Genomic DNA, 19,206 nt, shown 5'->3' on the forward strand with positions numbered 1-19,206 from the left:
CATATCCCCGTCTGCTTCGGTTTTTTATTCGAGCAGATAGCGCGTTCTCAAAGTTGAGCACGTCGCATCGTCAAGCTCCAGCATCGAGATGAGGTCTGAGACCGGGGTATAGACGATAGTAAATGCGAAGCCCGGCGTTTCGAATAGCGGGGCGAGCGTCTCGCTCGCTGCCTCGACGAAGTGCTGAGCGCCCCGGTGCTCCTCGGCAAGCGCGTCTTCATAATGGTTGCGTGAGAGGGGAGAGAGCTGCCTCAGGGCGCTCTCGCCCATTTCATGCACCACGTTCACCAGATCAACGCGGCGTTGTGTGGGCCATCTGCCCTCGGCGCACGAGTTGTAGAGCGCAAGCGCGTGCTTGAACATCTGTGCAGCGTCGTAGCGTGCGAGAAGCGGCAGGCCGTTCTGATCGAAGAGCGTGTCAGCGAGGTTGAGAAACGCATTTGCGGTGCGCTCGTCGCGATACGTCTCTCGTTTGCGGTATGCGCTCTTAAGTACGCCCGGTTTGCCGAGAAGCCATTCGAGCATCTTCATTTCACAGGCGATGACGTGGTCCTTATTGACGAGCATGGCATCAAGGTTGGCGGGGAGGCCACTGGCACGCGTGGGGAGTTGCACCTCGTAGGAAACCTCGTAGCTCTCCCGTGAGTTGCTCCAGAGAACGTTTACAGGTCCATTGCCGAGCAGGTTGAACGTCATTGCCGAGGAAGATCGCAGGGCGCGCATCTTGTCGTCCAACTCGGATCCGCTGCCACGGCGGTACTCCTCAATGTGGCGGACGTCCATGGAGCGGATGAGATTGTCCTCAAGTCGCGCCACGTAAAACTGACGTGCCGAGAAGGAAGATCCGATGTCGTGGACCTCAAAGTCATCCCTCTCGCTGGCGGCAAGGTACCCTGACTTCAGCAGCGAAAGAATCTCATATGAGAAGGTATCCAACGCTTGCCTTTCGTTCTCGCGTGTCATAGGACGGCAGATGCGCTAACGAGCCTAAACGTCCCCAACGTAGCGGATAGGATTCTGGCCGTGGCTCAATTCGCTGGCAAAGCGGCCCTTGTAGCGATTGCGTATTTCATCGCTAGCGATCTTGCCCACAAACAAGTAGCGGCCGTCTTCCGGTAGAAGACCGTCGCCCTGCTCTTTGGCCTCCTCGGCGTTGAGCCATTTATCTACGCGATAAACCTCAACAACGCGCCCGTTGCAAACGCCTAGCGCAAGATGGATGGCGCTAACTCGGTTAGGGGAAACCTTCCAGCAGCATCGTATGCGGTCGTAAAGCTCGGATTCGGACATACTAGAGGGGTCGACACCAGTTATCTTGATCAGGACAGCCGGCTCGTCAAAATCAGTCTCGCAAAGCTGCTGCTCATGGTTAGACACTGCTGAATCGTCTTTCTGGTATGTACCGGTATCACCGTTGGTGCCTGCGCCCCCTGAATTATCGTTCGATGTGGTGCGAAGCATGTCGGCTACGACGTGCAGCCTCAGCATAGCGGCGACAAGCCACTCGTAGAGCGCATCCCAATGCTCCGAAGCGAGGTCGGCTTTAAGTTCGATTAGCAGTTCTCGTGAGGCGCTGCTCGGCGACCGCCACTCGACGGTGCCGTCGATGCCGTGAAGCTTTGCCTCAACTTCATTTCGGCGTGCTTGAAGGCTCTTGTAAAGCGTGATGCTGGTAAACCAAATGCCTGCGCCGACCCATCCGTCTCTTGGGGCAAAATACGCTGTCGCATGGGCGTCGCGCATGCCCAGTCCAAATGTGGCGTACCACTCGTTGTTCTCAACCCTATTGGAGGGATCGCTATACGCGATGACAAAATCCTGCCGCTCTGCACAATAGTCGTAGAAACCGCTCCAGAATGCCGCTTTGAGGCTGGGGCCCTCAACATGCTTAAGATACTCGGAGCGCTTGTCAGAGAGCAGCGGACCGTCTTCTCCTATGTGCCAGTACTTCCATCCGTTGATTGAAACCTGCGCGCCTGTCACAAGCTCCTTTGCGTGTGTTGCCGCACGGGAGGGGCTTGTGAAGACCTCTCCGTTGGCAAGACGGATACCGTAGTCTTCGGAGATTTCGGCTTCAAGGAGTGTTCCCGTCTCATGGGCAAAGAGCTTGGTTCCTGGAGCGATGTGCGTCATGGCGCAAACCGTCCGGAACGTCACAGCTCGCATGGCAGCTTGGGGCTTCTTCTTACTAGGTTTGTAACGTGCGAGGACGGTAGAATCGAGCTTGGGGCACGGCCAGACCTCGAGCGCGCGCTTCGCCAACTGCTCGGCGCGGTTGCGAATGGTCGCCTCATTCCAAACGTTGGTGTGATGTAGTGCTTGGGAAAGCATCAGATAGTCTTTATTAAAGCCGCCTTTGAGGTGCGCCTTCTTTACCTCAAACGGAGCATCGGAGAGTTCAGGGTTGTAGGCTGTGAGTGTGAGGTTGCCGAGCGTGTTGATGAGCTCGTCATAGACGCGCTCGCAGTCATCGCCGAGCATTGTGCGCCACGCAGGGCTGTTGAGCGCATTTTGCGGCATGATGTGTTCGATGGAAAAGTTGCCACCAGAGAAATCCAGCGGGTCCTTCGTGTGGTAACTGTTTTCCAAGGTGGTGAGAAGATAGAACCTTCGCTTGAATGCGTAGCAGTCGCGTGTTTTGAGCGCTCGCTCAAATTCGGCATCATCCGGCATCCTTCGTGCGGTGCCTTCTTCGCCCAGAAGAATTGCCTCAAATGCCTCACGGATGTTGCCGCCGTCATCGCGCACGGTTGCAAGACGGGCGATAACAGAAGAGAAGAACTTGTTCAGACTATTGGTCGCCGCATCGCACACGGTACGCCGGAAGAGATAGCTCTCCGTTGTTCTCAATATGGAGATAAAATCGTCACGCGAGAGAGCCTTGTCATGGTAGGCCTCGAAAAGTGACATGAGCAAGGGGTTGACTACCGAGACGTCGAGCACCTGGATCCGCACAAACAGGGTGCGGAGTGCCTTGTCCTCACAGGCGCCGGCGGTGATGCACGCGTAGTGTCCGGCGTAGCGACGGATGTCCTTGAGCAGGATAGCCATCTGGCCCGGCTTGTCGTAGCCGTTATCCGCAACGTGGCGTTTGAATAGGCGGTACACATCACGTGTGGCGATAGTGGACGGGGCATTGATGACCGTCAGCCAGTTGCGGAGGAACTCATCGAAGACCTCGTCGTAGCTGTCAGCGCCAAGCGTTTCTTCAATCTTGCGCCAATAGTTGGCATAGAGCTTTTCCTGTTCGTCCATGGGAAGGCCCATGAGTACGAAATTGCGCACCAGGTCCGCGGTGGAAAGGTCCTTGCCGGTGGAGTTCATCGACTCAAAAATGAGCTGAGGGTTGTCCTGCCCCTGCTTGAGCCCAATCGCCACAATCTCAAGTCGCTGGATGCCATCCCAGATCACGTTGGGATCATCGATTTTGCTCAGCCAGGTGCGGAAGAGCTCAAGGTTGTTGATGATGCGATGGGATCCTTCAAGTATTTCGACATTAGGGTCCTCAAGATGGTCGAGAACCGACCGCAGGGTCTGTTCATCGCCTTGCGAGAGGGAGAGCCGGTAATGGTCGTCGCCCTTCTTGTACTTCAGGATGAGATAACCGCTATCAATAATCTCGTCGTACGAGACATGCGTGAGCCTCTCGGGGCGTGTTTTGGCATATTCTGCCAAGGCCACGATGAGCAGACTGAGTGTGGTGATGCGCTGCTGGCCGTCAATGACGAGGAGCTTATTTACCCCGGATATGCTGAATTCATCACCCAGCACCATAACTACGGAGCCGGTGAAATGCGTGCCGGTTTGACGACGGCCGATGGCGACGATGTCGTCCCAGAGCTGCCGGCACTGCTCCTCGTCCCAGGAGTAAGGACGCTGGTAGACAGGAATGACCATTCGCTGGTTAGCAGAGGTGAGCAAGCTGACGATTGATTGCGGCGCAGCATTCATGGCGGACTCCGAACGACAAAGTGAGGAATGAAATCATTCTACTCGATGGCGCGGACTTTTCTTTTAGCTGTAGGCTAGGCGCTGACGCCATCCGGCTTCCATCGCGACTATTCGGTAGATTGCGACGGTCGCGGTCGTAGTTGAACGCCTTGGTCTCGAACTCGTAGGTGATCGACCCCGTCTTGTAGCCCACGTTGCGCGTGCAGTCGCCGAGGCCCGTCACCTCGATCTTGGGGACCATGATCTCCTTGGCGTTGCGCCCCGCGCGCGCCATGCGGCGGGGGCTGTTCAGGCACGTCGAGCACGCGGCCCTCTTGTAGACCTCGTCCAGGACGGCCGTGTAGTTCTTGGTGTACGCGATGCTGTTTGCCATCTGCTACTCCTCGCTCTCGGGAAGGCCGGCGATCTTGCGCCAGCGGCTCATCTGCGTGGACGCGTCGGCCCCGGCGGCGCCCGCGCTCGGGAGGCCCGTCGCGCCGGTCGGCGCCGGGGCAGCGGGTGCCGAGAAGAGCCAGGGCTCCGCGGCCTTGAGCTTCTCGACGTCGTTGTCGTGGTCGGGCAGGAGCGCGCGGGCGGCCTTGACGTTGCGCGCGCCCGCGAGCTGCAGCTCGAAGCCGACGCGCTCCTCGTCGCCCTTTCGGCGCAGCTCGTCCATCTTCTTGCGCAGGGCCTCCGCGCCCTCGGCGGTCTTGGCCACCTCCGCGATCTCGCCCTCGAGCTCCGCGATGCGCGCGTCGCGCTCCGCGAGCGCTGCCTCGTAGTCCTCGCGCGCCTGGGCGGCCGCGTCGCCGTCCGCGCCGATTGCGCCCTGGAGCCCCGCCGTCACCGCCGCCTGCGCCGCCTGGTCGACCTGCGCCTGCGGCTCACCCGCGACCTGCGCCTGCGCGGCCGCGCCATCGTTCCCGTCACCCATAGAAAAGCCCGCCTTTCTCTCCGGGCGGGCAGAGAAACAGCCCGCACCCATCAGATGGGCACAGGCTACGGCGGCGTCACAAAGCCGCCACCGCGCACCGAAGTGTTCGCGTACGCGAATCCGTTTCGGGTAAGATGGGAGGAGGGGAAACCGAGGGGACGGAGGGGCCATGGGCTGGATGACGGCGGCGGAGGCCGCGAGGGAGTGGGGCGTCACGCCCCGGCGCGTGCAGATCCTCTGCGCGGAGGGGCGCGTCACGGGCGCCGAGCGCTTCGGCCGCGCCTGGCGCATCCCCGAGGGCGCGCCCAAGCCGGCCGACCCGCGCCGCGCGGGCGCGCCGGCCACGCCAACGTCCGCGGCGGGCGCCGAAGACGCCGCCCGCGCGCCCCTGTCCCTCGGCGCCCTCATGCCGCTCATGGCGACGCCGTTCGCCCCGGGGCGGGCGGAGGAGGCTGCCGCGTCCCTCCCCGAGGGGGCGCCGCGCGACATCGCCCGGGCCGAGCTCGCCTACTTCGCCGGCCGCGCCGAGGACGCCGCGGCGGCCGCAGAGCCCTACCTCGGCCACGGTGACCCGGGCGCCCGCCTGTCCGCCTGCCTGATCTGCGCCTACGCCAACCTGTCGCTCGGCCGCATCGACGCCGCGCGGCGGTCGCTCGAGGCGGCGCGCGGCGCCCTCTCCGGCGCGCCCGCCGACCCGCGCCTCGCCGCCGCCGGGGTCTTCGTCGCGCACGCGGCGAGCGTGCTGCTGCACCTGCCCGCGCCGGAGGCCGCGCAACCGGCATCCGACCCGCTTCCCCTCCTGCCGCCCGGCCTCAGGCTCTTCGCCTGCTACGTGCGCGCGCACCGCCTCTACCTCGAGGGCTCCTACGAGCTGGCGTACGGGATGACGATCGGCGCCCTCGCCATGGCGGACGAGACCTACCCCATACCGGCGATCTACCTGCACCTCGCCTCCGTCATGAGCCTCATGGCGCTCCGCCGCACCGACGAGGCGCGCCAGCACGTGCTCGCGGCGTGGGAGCTCGCCCGCCCGGACGGCCTCATCGAGCCCTTCGGCGAGCACCACGGGCTCCTCGGCGGCATGCTCGAGGCGGCAATCAAGCCCGCCTGGCCGGAGGACTTCCGCCGCATCATCGACATAACCTACCGCTTCTCCGCCGGATGGCGGCGCGTCCACAACCCCGCCACGGGCGACGACGTCGCCGACAACCTCACCACCACGGAGTTCGCGGCGTGCATGCTCGCGGCCCGCGACTGGACCAACGCCCAGATCGCGGAGCACCTGGGCGTCTCCGTGAACACGGTGAAGAGCTGCCTCTCCGCGTCCATGCGAAAGCTCGGCGTCTCGAGCAGGAGGGACCTCGCTCGCTTCATGCTCGCATGAGCCCACCACCCGTTTCTGCCCCTCGGCTGGGTGATGCGCTCCCGGCCGCGTGTTGGGATAATGAAATCGCGATTATTCCGGCGTCGCTTCCGGTGGGCACGGCGTCCGCCGTGGCGCGGATGGCGGCACGCGGGCCCGCCGCCGGCGATGCGGCCCGATGCGCCGAGAGGGGAGCACGCGATATGACACCGAACGTCAGACGAAACGAGCAACTGGAAGTGGGCGGCGCACGGAGTCGGAATCGGCTTGTCGCCGCGGCGCTGTCCCTGAGTCTGCTGCTCACGGCGCTCGTGGTCGCCGCCCTCGCGCTCCCCGCCACGGCGCTGGCGGCGGGAGAGCACGACAGTCACAGCAACGGCTGGACGGAGTTGACGGCGGACACCACCACCCTATCCGGCGGCAGCTACTACCTGTTCGGCGATGTAGAGTACACCGGCACTGAGTCCATCACCGTCAGCGGTGAGGTGATCCTCTGCCTCAACGGCCAGAAGCTGGATCTGAAGGGGCAGCACATTTCCGTGGGCAGCGGCGCAAGTCTTACCCTGTTCGACTGCTCCACCGGCGGTGTTCTCACCGGCGGTTCTGGCAGCAAAGGCGGCGGGGTGTATGTGGGCGGCGGCGGCACCTTTACAATGACCGGCGGCAGCATTGCCGGCAACACCGCCGAAAGCGGCGGCGGGGTGTATGTGGACGAAGGCGGCACCTTCACTATGGAAGACGGCAGCATCAACAACAACCAGGTCACCTCAGGTGGAGGTGGAGGGGTGATGGTTAACAAAGGCTCATTCACTCTATCCGGCGGCTCCATCACCGGCAACGCCACTAGCGACGCAACTTACGGTTACGGCGGCGGGGTGTGTCTATACGGCACCTTTTATCTGTCCGGTGATTCCATCATTCAAAACAATACGAAGGCTGGTGCCACCGACAACCTGTATTTAGGATGGAATACTATCAAAATCACCGGATCTCTGGGCGAAAACGCGCGCATTGGCGTGACCGCAGAAGGTGTCCCCCGCAGTTTCATCAGTGGGTGGAGCGACTATATGGCGGGCGAAAACCCGGCGGACTACTTCTCCTCCGACGGTGACGCCTGGGACATTGGTCTGAACGCCGACGGGGATGTGGTGCTGGGCAGCCTGTGTACCATCATCACCCAGCCCGCAGATAAATCTGTGATCGAGGGCAAAACCGCCACCTTTACCGTGAACGCCACCGGCAGCGAGCCGTTGTCCTATCAGTGGCAGCAAAGCATCGATAACGGAAATAACTGGACAAATATTGCCAGCGCAAACGCAGCCGAATATACCACAGGGGAAACCACAATGGACATGAGCGGCAACCAGTACCGTTGTGTTGTGACCGGAGACGGCGGCGCTGTCATAAGCGACCCCGCGACCCTCACAGTCGCGCACGCCCACAAACCTGCCAGCGATTGGTCGAGCGACGCGGACGGACACTGGCACGAGTGCGCGGCCTGCGGCGACAGGCTTGACTACGCCGGGCATATGCGCACCGTCCAGAACGAAAAGAAGGCCACCTGCACCGATGAGGGCTACACCGGCGACACGGTCTGCTCCGTCTGCGGCTACGTGATCGCAAAGGGCGAGACGATCCCCGCTGCCGGCCACGCATGGGGCGCCTGGGCCGCGACCGAGCCCGCCACGTGCACCGAGGACGGCCTCGAGGCACGCACCTGCGCCGCGTGCGGGAGGACGCAGACCCGGACCGTGCCTGCGTCCGGCCACAGCTTCACGAGCTACGCGTCCAACCATGACGCCACCTGCACCGAGGACGGCACCGAGACCGCGACCTGCGACAACGGCTGCGGCGCCACCCACACGCGCCCCGACGAGGGCTCGGCGCTCGGCCACGCCTGGGGCGAGCCCGCGTGGCGCTGGTCCGACGACGGCGAGGAGTTCGTCGCCTCGTTCGCCTGTGCTCGCGACGCCTCCCACACGCTCGAGCTGACGGCCAAGCCCACCGCGACGGTCGCCTCCGAGCCCATCTGCACCGAGCCCGGCACCACGCGCTACTACGCCGAGGTCGAGCTCGACGGCGTCACTTACGCCGCAGAGGCCACCGCGGCCGACATCCCCGCGCTCGACCACAGGTTCGAGGACGGCGTCTGCACCGTCTGCGGCGCTAAGGACGAGGGCTACGTCGCGCCCCAGCGGCCCGACCCGAGGCCGGAGCCGGAGCCGGTCGAGACCGACCCCGAGCTTCCCGCCACGGGCGACGCGACCGCCGCCGGCCTCCTCGGGGCGCTCGCATGCGCGGGTGCCGCCCTGGCGACCGGCGCTGCGCTGCGCAGGCGGAGCCGCTAGGCGGCGAGAGGGAACCGACCGCGCGAGGGGCGCCCCGGCATCGAGCCGGGCGCCCCTCCCCATGCTGGGCGTCCGCCCGCGCGGGGCCACGCTCAAGCCCGCGGCACACGACGAAGGGGCCACACCCCGCCCGCCGCTCCGGCTGTGTATTGCGCCGCGGCTCGGGTCAGCCGGCTCCGCCTGCGTGTCGCTCCCGGCTCAGGTCAGCCGGCTGCGCCGTCTGCCCTTCGCGGCGGTCGCACACTCCGGCTACGCCGTCTGCCCCTCGCGGCGCTGCGCATACACAGCCTACGCTCTGGGCGGGGCCTGACGGGAGTCGGCCTTTGCGCAGGGCGGGTCGGTCCCTCGCTGCGGCGCGCACTCCGCTACGGCAGCTGGGCTGCTGCTCCGTCGTGCCCGTCCACGGGCGGTGGCGGGGTGTGGCGTCCGCTCGCGACCCCCACGGCGGGCGCCCAAGAGCGCCTCGGGGCTCCAGGGGCGACGCGTGCGCCCGCGTAGCCGACACGCGCCCGGCGCCGCCCGCAGCCCTCACGAGGGAGCTCGCCGCCCGGACGGGCACCGCCGCCACCGGCCGCTGCCAACCAGGGGCTGAGCGCGCCGTGACCGCCGCCGCTGCGTCGCGCGCACGGGGCGTACGCGCCGCCGTCGTGCGCGCGGGAGCCAGCCTCACGGCCGCGCCCCGCTCCGGTCGCGTCTTCGCCGCCGGCTCGGGCCAGCCCGCTGCGCGGTCTGCCCTCGCCAGGGGGCTCAGCCGCTTCCCTCCGCTCCCGCGCGGCCTGCAGCGGGTCTCACGGGCGCGCACGCCGTCGTCACGCCCGCCCGGCGGCGCGCGCCTCCGCGCCGTCGGCCCCGGCGCTGCCAGATCCGGCTCGCCCGCACCCGGCGTTGCCGGTGCCCGACCGGGCGGCGCCCCTGCGGGCAGCTGCCTCGTCCTCGCCGTACCACTTGGCGCGGTACTCCCACGGCTCCAGGAGCCCCGCGGCCACCTCGTCCATGTCCTGGCGCTTCTCCGCCGTCGTGTCCGTGATGATGCTGTCGTCGAACGTCACGCGCACGAGCCCCTCGTCGGGCAGCTCAACCCCGAGCCTTCGCTCCGCCGCGAGCAGCGCGCGGCAGATGCCGACGATCGCGCCCTCGAGCGCGTGCTCGTGGCGGCGTATGTTCCTCATGAGCGCCGAGTTGTCCGCCGACACCTCTGTGGCAGTCTTCACGTACCCGACGTTCTCCAGGTCGAAGTAGTTGATGCCGAAGCCGCAGAGGTCGCCGAGCGTCTGCAGCGCGACCCTGAACGCCCGAGCCTGCGCCTCGGTGCGCAGCGTCGGCGCGAACTCGTGGATCGTGTCCTCCGTACTCATGACCTTGCGGAACACGGTGCAGTCAGCCTTGCCGAACGGGATGGAGACGCGCCCGCCCTTGCCGTCGCGCTCCGTATCGAACATCACGTCCGAGAGGAACACGCGCATCTTCCCGTTGTCGATCTCTGACATCATGGCGTCATAGCAGAGGTCGACCGCCTGGATGGCGTCCACCGCATCCGCAAACACCGACTGCCCGTAGGGGCTCATGTCCACCCGCGTGTTGTCGACGGCGGGCTTCACAATCGAGAAGGTCGGCCACACCGACCCCGTGTCGTACACCGGGCACACGCCCTCCGGCTCGACCCTGTTGCCGTCCCGGTCGAAGCACGCCGTGACGATCCTATACGTGCCCTTGCTTGCATCGTCAGTTAGGCGAGAAGAACCCGCCGCCGCAGCCCCTCCAAGAGATTCGCCAGGCGAGAAGAACGCCCCGCCCGTACCCTTCAGATGAAGCTGCACCTGGTCGACCGCGCGCCCGCGCCAGAACGCCCGCGTCACGAACGCGCACTCGGTCACGCCCTCCTCGTCCCACGTGAGCGGCACGACCATCCGCGCGTCGTAGCGCCTCACGCGAACCTCTCGTGACCCCGCATCGACCCACAAGGCCCACGCGCCCGTCCCCAGGCCGAACGCCCTCACCACGCACTCCTGCGCCGAGGCGAGGAAGCCGGTGCGAGCCATCCACGCCGCGAGCCAGTCCGTGCACGCCTGCTCGGAGCACGCCACCTGCGTCCGGTCGTTCAGCAGCAGCGACCCCCACTCCCGGCACACCCGCATGGCGGGATGAATGGACCGACGGTGCACCTCGTACACCCGCCCCACGCCGTCCGTGTCCCTATAGTCGTAGAAGTCCCCGAGCGCCCGCATCCACCGGTCCCACGCCCGGATGTGCGGCTCCATGTCCTCCAGCGGCAGCGTAAACCCCAAGGATCGCAGCCACTCCCTCACATGCTCCGGCACCCAGTAATCGCGATCCAGACCCTCCACGGCGCACCTCCCGAACGGTTCCGTCAATCGCCGCTCAGGTTAAGCGCCCGTCGCAAACTGCCGCTGCCCATGCCGCTCATCCCATACGCGCCACAGGCATCCATGCACGCGCGCGATGGCACCGTTATGCTGCTATCCCTGTTTCTGCTATATGAGCTGTCGAAGGTGTTCCTGCTTATGCGGTCTGCATAAGCAGGCGGCTCGCGCCAAGGTCGCTCGCTCCTCCGCGCAGCCCGAAGGTCTGCGCTCCGCATCGCGCCGCCAAAGTCGGCGCTCTTGTTCCGCAAGCCAGCGCACTCCGCCGCACACGGGCGCTACCCACAGGAAAGCCCACGGCGCGGCTCCATGCGCCGTCTTGCTCCAAGCTCCGGCAGCCCGCAAGCGGTCTGCCTCCGCAGCTACGGGTGCCAGCGTTCCGCTGTCACCCTCCGCACCGCTCCGTGCCCGCTTCGCGGTCACTGCGCGGGCTCCGCAAGCCCCTACGGGTCTTGCTCCGCAGGGGGTGAGAAGAACGAGAAGAACGAGAAGAACGTCCATCCATGCACGCCAGCCAGCGATTATGCACATTCGTCCGAGAAGATGTTGATAACCTCCCAGCGCTTCGCGCGAAGCGTCGCCGCGTGTTCCAAAGCGTTTCATGCCGAGAAGAACGCCCGGAAGCCATGATGTGGAAAACCCCGCATGCGCGCCCCGTATAATGAGCGCACGGGACGGCGCGCTGCCCTCTACCACTGGAGGTTTCCGGCGTCGTCCCGCGTTCCACCGATAGGGGGCGCCATGAAACACGAATGCCGCATCACCGTCCTAGAGACCAAATGCTTCGCCGAGTACCAGGAGAGGTACCTCGCCGACCCGCACTCCGGCCCCTGCTCGTTCTTCAAGCCGGGCGACACGTTCCTGCTCAGGCGCACGCCCCAGCAAGACGACTTCTACCACCTCATGAACGGCAAGTTCTGCGGCGAGGCGTGGGACGCGGTCAGCCGCTACGTCTACACGGCGCTCCAGGGCGGATCCATCATGAAGCGCTGGACCAACGACGACCGCGTGATGATCGCCTGCTGCAATGACGGCGCCCGCCCCGTCATCTTCAAGATCGAGCGCATCGACGTCCCCGAGACCGACGAGGAGCGGGAGTGGCTCGAGCGGCAGGGCTTCACGAACACCGCCGAAGACGCCTACACCGGGTAGCGCTCCGCCCGCTCCGGGTCGATGCAGATCTCACTCAGACCCGCCAGCCGCTCGTGCAGCCACCGCTGCACCTTGCTCTTCCTCGCAGGTTGCGCCTGGGATCTCGCTTCACCCCGCCACGACAACCCAGCAATGATTTCTCGTCTGCGCCGCCGAGCGGATCGTGGTGGGCAGCGTCCGCTTGAACGCCGCATCCTCTACCATCTTTTGCATTAGTTCCGGACGCCTCGCTATGAGTGTCGCGCTCGTGGGGCCGATAGAGCCTCTCGGGATGGAACGTCCGAGCGCGTGATAAAAGGAAGGAGAGGGCCCAGGCACCGGTGCACTGAAATCCCGGTAGGAATCCCTCTCCTCGCGCGAGGCGGTACCCCCGTCGTTTTCGTTGGGGCGTGCCTCGCGATTTGCGGGCACACGCGCCGACTTTTCCTCATCGGAACGCTGCCCGTCCGGGCGTGGGCCCCGGCTCCTCACCCAGGTACTGCCCCATAAAACCATTCTAATCCCTTCGTTTTGTCGCCGCTTGAAGACCTCTCTTTCCTGTGTCGGCGGTTGCTCTCAACTGTTGAGAGCTGCGGCGAGAACGGTCGAGCTGTCATGCACGACTACCGCGATGACGTCTTTGTGTGCCAACGCTCCTGCATCGATTCCGAGCTCGAACACCGCAGAAACGACCCTTACGTTGGTTTCTTCGTTCACATCTGGTTTGCGCGGTACCGCTGCCTTTGCCGTCGAGGATTATTCTGATCAGAATTATTCTGTTTGGAATAATCCTAGCTGGACGTCGCGAGGCTCGCTGGCGAATTTGTCCGCGGTGGGTCGGGTACCATGGACGTAGGTAAATCGGAAGGGGCGCCCATGACCGCTGACAACACCGTTGAGTTTTTGGACCTGTACAACCGGCTCGAGCGGCTCATCCGCGAGCGGTACAACCTCTCGCGCGACGGAGGCGCCATCGCGTGGCTGCTCAGTCGCGACAAGGCACCCCGGGCGCTTCGCGACGAGCTCGACTACTGCCGTGAGGTGCGGAACTTCCTCCAGCATAACGAGCGTATCGACGGATCCTACGCCGTCATCCCCAGCGACGCCATGCTCGACGCGCTCCGCTCTACGCTCGAGCGCTTTGAGGACATGGGCGCGGCGGAGGACGTCTGCACCCGGCGCGAGAAGATCCGCGTCGCCACTATGGACGAGCCCCTGCGCCCGGTACTGCGCGACATGGCCGAGCACGGCTACGCGCACGTGCCCATCTTGGCCGACGGGCGCGTGGTGGGCGTGTTGAGCGAGAGCACCGTGCTTTCGTATCTGGTGGACGATATGGCGCTCGAGATTCCCGAGACGGCGACGCTCAAACAGCTCGAGCGGCTGCTCTCCCTTGACGCGCACGAGCCGGGGCGCTTTGCCTTTGTGGCGCGCCGCGAGCCCGCCGACGAGGTGGCGGAGCTTTTCCAGGCGTCGCTCAGGCAGGCAAACCGCCTTGTCATGGTATTTGTGACCGAACACGGCAGGCCCGACGAGCGGCTTCTCGGCATCATTACCGCTTGGGACCTCGCCAAATTCTTCTAAGCGGAGGCGTTAGATAACGATGCCTGAGCAGTGGTCTATCTCGTGCTGGATAATTTCTGCGGTGTAGCCGCTGAAGCGCTCGGTGCGCTCGCGCCAGCTCTCGTCCTGATACCGCACGGTGATGCGGCGGTAGCGCGTGGTGGGGCGGGTGCCCGCGAGCGAGAGGCAACCCTCCTCGGTCTCAAACGGCTCCGCCTGCGCGATGAGCTCGGGGTTGTACATGAGGCGGGCGGGGGAGGTTGCAGTGCCGCTCTCGGCAAACACGATGATGCGTTTGAGGATGCCGATCATGTTCGCGGCCATGCCAACGCACTCCGCCCGGTGTGCGGCAAAGGTGTCCAGAAGGTCTTGCGCGTGCGGCTCGTCGCCGGGTGCGGCGTCCACTGAGGGACGCGCGAGGATGATGCGCGAGGTCATGATGGGGCGGATCATGCTTGGCTCCTTACGGTTGGCCGCCCGCAAGCGTTGCACCTGCGGACGCCGGGTTTTGGTTGGCGTGGCGTCTGCTGAGGGACGCCGTCCAATGCGGACGGATGCCCGGGCTCGTTTCTATAATGATGCCATTACGGGCGGCGCGGCAGCGCGCGCTCGGAAGGTCCATTGCGGTACGGGAGGTCGATATGGCAGCGATGCTTAGGGATTGCATCCTAGGGCAGGCGGTGGCCGATGCCCTCGGCGTGCCGTACGAGTTCCGTGCGCGCGGCACCTTTGCCTGCACGGATATGGTGGGCTTTGGCTCACATCACCAGCCGGCGGGGATGTGGAGCGACGACACCTCCATGGCGCTCTGCATCTGCGATAGCTTCCGGGAACTCGGCCGCATCGATACCGAGGACATTCGGCATCGCTTTGTGCGGTGGTACCGCGAGGGCGCCTACACCGTTGACGGGCTCTTTGACATCGGCGGGGCGTGCGCCCGCGCCCTTGACCAGGGGTATGGTTGCGCGGGGGAGTGGGATAACGGCAACGGGTCGCTCATGCGCACGGTGCCCCTCGCCTTCACGGATGCGACCGACGATGAGGTGCGCGCGGTCTCGGCAATCACGCACGCGCACCCAACCTCTACGGAGCTCTGCGTGGCACTCGTGCGCATCGCGCGGAAGCTTGTGCGCGGCACGGCCCCGTGCGATGCGGTTTCGGACGCCGCCGCGCTGGCGGCGCGCCCGCAGGCGGAGATTCGCTCGGGCGGTTTTGTGCGCGACACCTACGAGGCGGCGCTCTGGTGTTTGCTTACGACCTCGACCTATAAGGACTGCGTGCTCGCCGCGGTGAACTTGGGCGACGACACCGATACCACCGCGGCCGTGGCAGGCGCGCTTGCGGGCATCGTTTACGGCGCCGATGCGATTCCTGTGCGGTGGCTCGCTGCGCTGCGCGGGCGCGACGTCATCGAGGCGTGCCTCTTCTGATACGAGTCGCTACCCGTGCGGCTCAAGAGGCTCTTCTGGGTATGAAACGAAGGAATACGTTTCTGTTATGCGAAAGGAGCCTCCCATGAATGACATCATCAAGTCACTCGAAGAGCGCAGGAGCGTGCGTGCCTACGAGGACAAGCCCGTCCCGCGTGAGCTTATCGAGCAGGTTATCGAGGCCGGTCTCTGGGCGCCGAGCGGCATGGGCCGTCAGTCTCCCATCATCGTTGCGGTGACCGACCGGGCGCTCCGCGACCGTCTCTCGGCAGCCAACGCCGCCGTCATGGGCGGCGACGGCGATCCGTTCTACGGCGCCCCTGTTGTGCTCGTGGTGCTCGCCCCGCGCGACGTGCCCACCTACGTCTACGACGGTTCGCTTGTGATGAGTAACCTCATGAACGCGGCACACACGCTCGGTCTTGCCAGCTGCTGGATCCACCGCGCCAAGGAGGTCTTTGACCAGCCGGAGTTCAAGCAGCTGCTCGCCGACCTCGGCGTCGAGGGCGACTACGAGGGCATTGGCAACTGCATCCTCGGCTGGCCGGCGCAGGACCCCGAGCCTAAGCCGCGCCGCGAGCGCCGCGTGTTCTGGGCGGAATAGGACGGCACCTTGCCGAGCGGCGTCTTTTGACGCGGCTTTGTGCCTTCGTTGAGGTCGCACGGGGAGCTCAAGTCGTTTATGAGCGTAAAGTGCCGGCTCTTACCATAAGGCGCAATCGACAAAGCGTTTCTTCCTAAAGAAAGGGCAGGTGGAAGCTTTTGTTCAAATGAGCTTCTACCTGCCCTTCATCATGCAGTTCGCCCGTTACGCTCATAAGCGACTTGAGGGTGCGGAAGCGCCGGTGCGTGCACTCCCGGAGACGTTACTTCGCAAGCTTGTCGATGACGCGTTCCACTTCGGCGAGCTTCTCGGCCTTCTCCTCGGGCGTGCCCGACGCGAGCGCGCCGGCGACGCAGTGCTCGAGGTGCGCCTTGAGCACGTCGGCGTTGATGCGCGCGAGGATCGACTGGGTGGCCATGAGCTGGGTCGAGATGTCGATGCAGTAGCGGTCGGCCTCGACCATGCGGATGATGCCGTCGATCTGCCCGCGCGCGGTGCGCAGCAAGCGAAGGGTCTTATCGGTATCGGCCTGCATGGTTAGGCGGCTGCGATGGAGACGACCTTAAAGGCGTCGCCGGCGGCAGTGACGGCGGCCTCGAGCGCCTCGGGGCTAACGTCGCCCTCGCACTCGACGGTGACCGTGTTGGTCTCGTGGTCTGCGTCGGCGTCGGTCACGCCTGCGACCTTCATGAGCTCGGTCTCGACGGCGGCGTCGCAGTGACCGCAGTGCAGGCCCTCGGTCTTGATGGTGTAGTTCATGGTCGGTCCTTTCTGTTGAGGACGGCGGTGCCGTCCGGTGTACCTATTGGTTGGCAACGCGGGGAGACGCGCGGTGGTGATTCGCTGCGCGACGGTCGCCCGCGGCCGGCGCCCTAGCCCTGCGTGCCCGCGATGCGGCCGGTCACTTTTGGCCTAAATCCCCTCAGGCGCAGGGCGTTGGTGCAGACGCATACGCTCGAGAGGCTCATGGCCGCAGCGCCAAACATGGGCGAGAGCTGCCATCCCAGGATGGGGAAGAACACGCCCGCCGCGAGCGGGATGCCGCAGGCGTTGTAGAAGAGCGCCCAGAAGAGGTCCTGTTTGATGTTGCGGATGACGGCGCGCGAGAGCTCGATGGCGCGCGCCACGTCGAGCAGGTCGCTTTTCATAAGGACTACGTCGGCGCCTTCCTTGGCGATGTCGGCGCCGGTCCCAATGGCAATGCCCACGTCGGCGCGGGCGAGCGCAGGGGAGTCGTTGATGCCGTCGCCCACCATGGCAACGACGGCGCCTGCGTCCTCGAGCTCGCGCACGTGGCGCTCCTTGTCGGCGGGCATCACGTCGGCGATTACGCGGGTGAGGCCCACGCGCCCGGCGATGGCTTGCGCGGTCTGGGCGTTGTCGCCCGTGAGCATGATGGTGTCGATGCCAAGTTCGCCGAGCGCCTGAATGGCCGCGGCGCTCGTGGGCTTCACTTGGTCGGCGACGGCGATGGTGCCGGCGAGGGTACCGTTGCGCGCAAAGAAGAGCGGCGTCTTGCCGTCGCGGGCGAGCTCAGCACGCAGGTCTTCGTCAACCTCGATCCCCAGCTCCGCCATGAGGGCTGCGTTGCCGGCGGCGACGGCGCTCTCGCCCTCGCGGGCCGTCACGCCGCGCCCCGGAACGGCGGCAAAGTCGTCCACCACGCGTGCGACGATGCCCATCTCCTCCGCGCGCGCCATGATGGCCTCGGCAAGCGGGTGCTCGCTTTTGCGTTCGAGCGCGGCGGCGAGCTTCATGAGGGCCTTCTCGCTCATGGCGGGCGTGCCGTCGGCGCGGCGCGCGGGGATGACGTCGGTCACCACGGGACGCCCCTCTGTCACGGTGCCCGTCTTGTCGAGCACCACCACGCTCACCTTCTGCAGGGTCTCAAGGGCCTCGGCGCTCTTAAAGAGCACGCCCATCTCGGCGCCCTTGCCGGTGCCCACCATAATGGCCACGGGCGTGGCGAGCCCGAGCGCGCACGGGCAGCTGATCACCACCACCGCCACGGCGGCGGTGAGGGCCTCGTTGACGTTGCCCGTCACGATCATCCACGCGATAAACGTGACGACGGAGATGCCGAGCACCACCGGCACAAAGACGCCGGCGACCTTGTCGGCAATGCGTGCGATGGGCGCCTTGGTGGCGTTTGCGTCCTCCACGAGCTGGACGATCTTGGCGAGGGCCGTGTCGCTGCCCACACGCGTGGCGCGGAAGGTGAACGAGCCCGTGCGGTTGACCGTGGCGGCGTTGACGGTGTCGCCGGGGTGCTTCTCCACGGGAATCGATTCGCCGGTGAGCGCGCTCTCGTCGACGGCGGAGCTTCCCTCGAGCACAATGCCGTCCACAGGAATCGACTCGCCGGGGCGCACGAGCACCGTCGCACCGAGCGGGATAGTCTCGACAGCGACCTCGGACTCGCTGCCGTCCTCGGCAACGATCGTGGCGCGCTTGGGCGCAAGGTCGATGAGCTTCTCGAGCGCGCCGCCCGTCTTGGACTTGCTGCGGGTCTCGAGGTACTTGCCCACGGTGACGAGCGTGAGGATGGTGCCCGCGCTCTCGATGTAGAGGTTGTCCATGCAGATCATGTGCGCTGCCTCAACGCCTGCGGGGGTGCCCGCGGCAAGCGCGTCCGCCATGAGGAACATCGCGTAGAGCGACCAGGCGGCGCTCGCCGCCGAGCCGATGGCTATGAGCGCGTCCATGGTGGGAGCGCGGTGCCAGAGCGACTTGAAGCCGTTCTCAAAGTAGGCGCGGTTGACGTACATGATGGGAAGCGCCAGCGCAAGCTCGGTCAGGGCGAGCGTCATGGCATGGGCGGGGTCGGTAAAGACGGCGAGCACCGGCCAGCCGAGCATGTGACCCATGCCGATGTAGAAAAGGGGCGCCCAGAAGATGAGCGACGTGATGAGGCGCCGCTTCATGGCGCGTGCGGTCGCCTCGAGCTTCTTGGTGGGGGATTCGAGCTTGGCGGCGCGTGCCTGCGTGCTCGCGGTGCCGGACGCGGCGGCAGGACCCCCTTGGGGGGATGCCGAGTAGCCCGCGCGGTCAACGGCGCTCACGATGTCCTCGTCTGAAAGCGCGTTCTCGTCAAAGTCGACCGTCATCGAGCCCGAGAGCAGATTCACCGCAACGCTCTGGACGCCGTCGAGCTTCTCGACCGCCTTCTCCACATGGGCTTGGCACGCCGCGCAGGTCATGCCGCTCACATCGAAGCATTCGTGTGCCATGAGTTGCCTCCTTGGGCTAAGCGTCGCACCGTGGTCTTGCCGGGCGGTGCGACGGGATTGTTCCTGCCCATCATATACCCCCGGGGGGTGGGGTGTATAAGACAATTTTGAGAGAAACGCTCAGAACGCGCGAAAAGACGCGCTATATCTGCGCTGCCCATGCGTCTGCGCCCATAGCTTCTTCTGGCAATGTGCACTATTTTGCACATTGCTCATTCTTCAATGGCTTCAATGGCGCGAATCGCCCTCGCCGCCCACGCGCTCTGGCGCGCACGGGGGTCAGCGCCCCCGC

Annotated in this window: 15 protein-coding genes; 6 read left to right on the plus strand and 9 right to left on the minus strand. The window is 65.3% G+C overall.

The genetic code is table 11. From position 1 onward, the window contains the following. Nucleotides 1-24 precede the first annotated feature (24 nt). The 4 genes from B5F89_RS03990 to B5F89_RS04005 are packed head-to-tail and all read right to left on the minus strand — an operon-like array spanning nucleotide 25 to nucleotide 4,864. Nucleotides 25-936, minus strand: a complete 912-nt coding sequence (locus B5F89_RS03990; protein WP_087430504.1) for a hypothetical protein — start codon at nucleotides 934-936, stop codon at nucleotides 25-27. Nucleotides 937-987: 51 nt separating this feature from the next. Continuing rightward, nucleotides 988-3,951: a DUF4268 domain-containing protein gene (locus B5F89_RS03995; protein WP_087430505.1), complete on the minus strand. Its 2,964-nt coding sequence runs from the start codon at nucleotides 3,949-3,951 to the stop codon at nucleotides 988-990. Then, nucleotides 3,905-4,324, minus strand: coding sequence for a hypothetical protein (locus B5F89_RS10210; RefSeq protein WP_239286667.1), 420 nt, complete (start codon nucleotides 4,322-4,324; stop codon nucleotides 3,905-3,907). Before B5F89_RS10210 ends, B5F89_RS03995 begins: the two co-directional genes overlap by 47 nt. A 3-nt stretch (nucleotides 4,325-4,327) precedes the next feature. Further along, nucleotides 4,328-4,864, minus strand: a complete 537-nt coding sequence (locus tag B5F89_RS04005; RefSeq protein ID WP_087430506.1) for a hypothetical protein — start codon at nucleotides 4,862-4,864, stop codon at nucleotides 4,328-4,330. 169 nt (nucleotides 4,865-5,033) lie between these two features. Between B5F89_RS04005 and B5F89_RS04010 the strand changes: the two genes are divergently transcribed. After that, a complete protein-coding gene (locus tag B5F89_RS04010; protein WP_087430507.1) occupies nucleotides 5,034-6,248 on the plus strand; it encodes a LuxR C-terminal-related transcriptional regulator in 1,215 nt (404 codons plus the stop codon). Between the two features lie 182 nt (nucleotides 6,249-6,430). Then, nucleotides 6,431-8,575, plus strand: a complete 2,145-nt coding sequence (locus B5F89_RS04015) for an immunoglobulin domain-containing protein (RefSeq protein ID WP_087430508.1) — start codon at nucleotides 6,431-6,433, stop codon at nucleotides 8,573-8,575. Nucleotides 8,576-9,384: 809 nt separating this feature from the next. Here B5F89_RS04015 and B5F89_RS04020 read toward each other — a convergent pair. Next, nucleotides 9,385-10,920: a hypothetical protein gene (locus tag B5F89_RS04020; protein ID WP_239286668.1), complete on the minus strand. Its 1,536-nt coding sequence runs from the start codon at nucleotides 10,918-10,920 to the stop codon at nucleotides 9,385-9,387. 777 nt (nucleotides 10,921-11,697) lie between these two features. On the opposite strand from B5F89_RS04020, the gene B5F89_RS04025 reads away from it, so the two are divergent. After that, entirely contained in the window at nucleotides 11,698-12,108 is a 411-nt protein-coding gene (locus tag B5F89_RS04025) for a TIGR04076 family protein (RefSeq protein ID WP_087430509.1), read from the plus strand. Nucleotides 12,109-12,963: 855 nt separating this feature from the next. Next, nucleotides 12,964-13,671 (plus strand): CBS domain-containing protein, encoded by a 708-nt coding sequence (locus B5F89_RS04030; protein ID WP_158098416.1) that lies wholly within the window; start codon nucleotides 12,964-12,966, stop codon nucleotides 13,669-13,671. 9 nt (nucleotides 13,672-13,680) lie between these two features. Here the strand turns inward: B5F89_RS04030 and B5F89_RS04035 are convergent, their stop codons facing one another. After that, nucleotides 13,681-14,103, minus strand: coding sequence for a peptide deformylase (locus B5F89_RS04035; RefSeq protein ID WP_087430511.1), 423 nt, complete (start codon nucleotides 14,101-14,103; stop codon nucleotides 13,681-13,683). 188 nt (nucleotides 14,104-14,291) lie between these two features. On the opposite strand from B5F89_RS04035, the gene B5F89_RS04040 reads away from it, so the two are divergent. Then, nucleotides 14,292-15,080 (plus strand): ADP-ribosylglycohydrolase family protein, encoded by a 789-nt coding sequence (locus tag B5F89_RS04040; protein ID WP_087430512.1) that lies wholly within the window; start codon nucleotides 14,292-14,294, stop codon nucleotides 15,078-15,080. A gap of 85 nt (nucleotides 15,081-15,165) precedes the next feature. After that, on the plus strand, nucleotides 15,166-15,684 hold the full coding sequence (locus B5F89_RS04045) for a nitroreductase (RefSeq protein ID WP_087430513.1): 519 nt from the start codon (nucleotides 15,166-15,168) through the stop codon (nucleotides 15,682-15,684). A gap of 262 nt (nucleotides 15,685-15,946) precedes the next feature. Here B5F89_RS04045 and B5F89_RS04050 read toward each other — a convergent pair whose 3' ends face one another. The 3 genes from B5F89_RS04050 to B5F89_RS04060 all read right to left on the minus strand — a co-directional run bounded on the left by B5F89_RS04050 (nucleotide 15,947) and on the right by B5F89_RS04060 (nucleotide 18,914). Further along, nucleotides 15,947-16,219 (minus strand): metal-sensing transcriptional repressor, encoded by a 273-nt coding sequence (locus B5F89_RS04050; RefSeq protein WP_087430514.1) that lies wholly within the window; start codon nucleotides 16,217-16,219, stop codon nucleotides 15,947-15,949. Nucleotides 16,220-16,221: 2 nt separating this feature from the next. Beyond that, complete coding sequence (locus B5F89_RS04055) at nucleotides 16,222-16,443, minus strand: heavy metal-associated domain-containing protein (protein ID WP_087430515.1); 222 nt, start codon at nucleotides 16,441-16,443, stop codon at nucleotides 16,222-16,224. A gap of 113 nt (nucleotides 16,444-16,556) precedes the next feature. Next, nucleotides 16,557-18,914: a heavy metal translocating P-type ATPase gene (locus tag B5F89_RS04060; RefSeq protein WP_087430516.1), complete on the minus strand. Its 2,358-nt coding sequence runs from the start codon at nucleotides 18,912-18,914 to the stop codon at nucleotides 16,557-16,559. Nucleotides 18,915-19,206 lie beyond the last annotated feature (292 nt).

The sequence above is a fragment of the Collinsella sp. An307 genome (assembly GCF_002161805.1).
Lineage (GTDB): Bacteria > Actinomycetota > Coriobacteriia > Coriobacteriales > Coriobacteriaceae > Coprousia.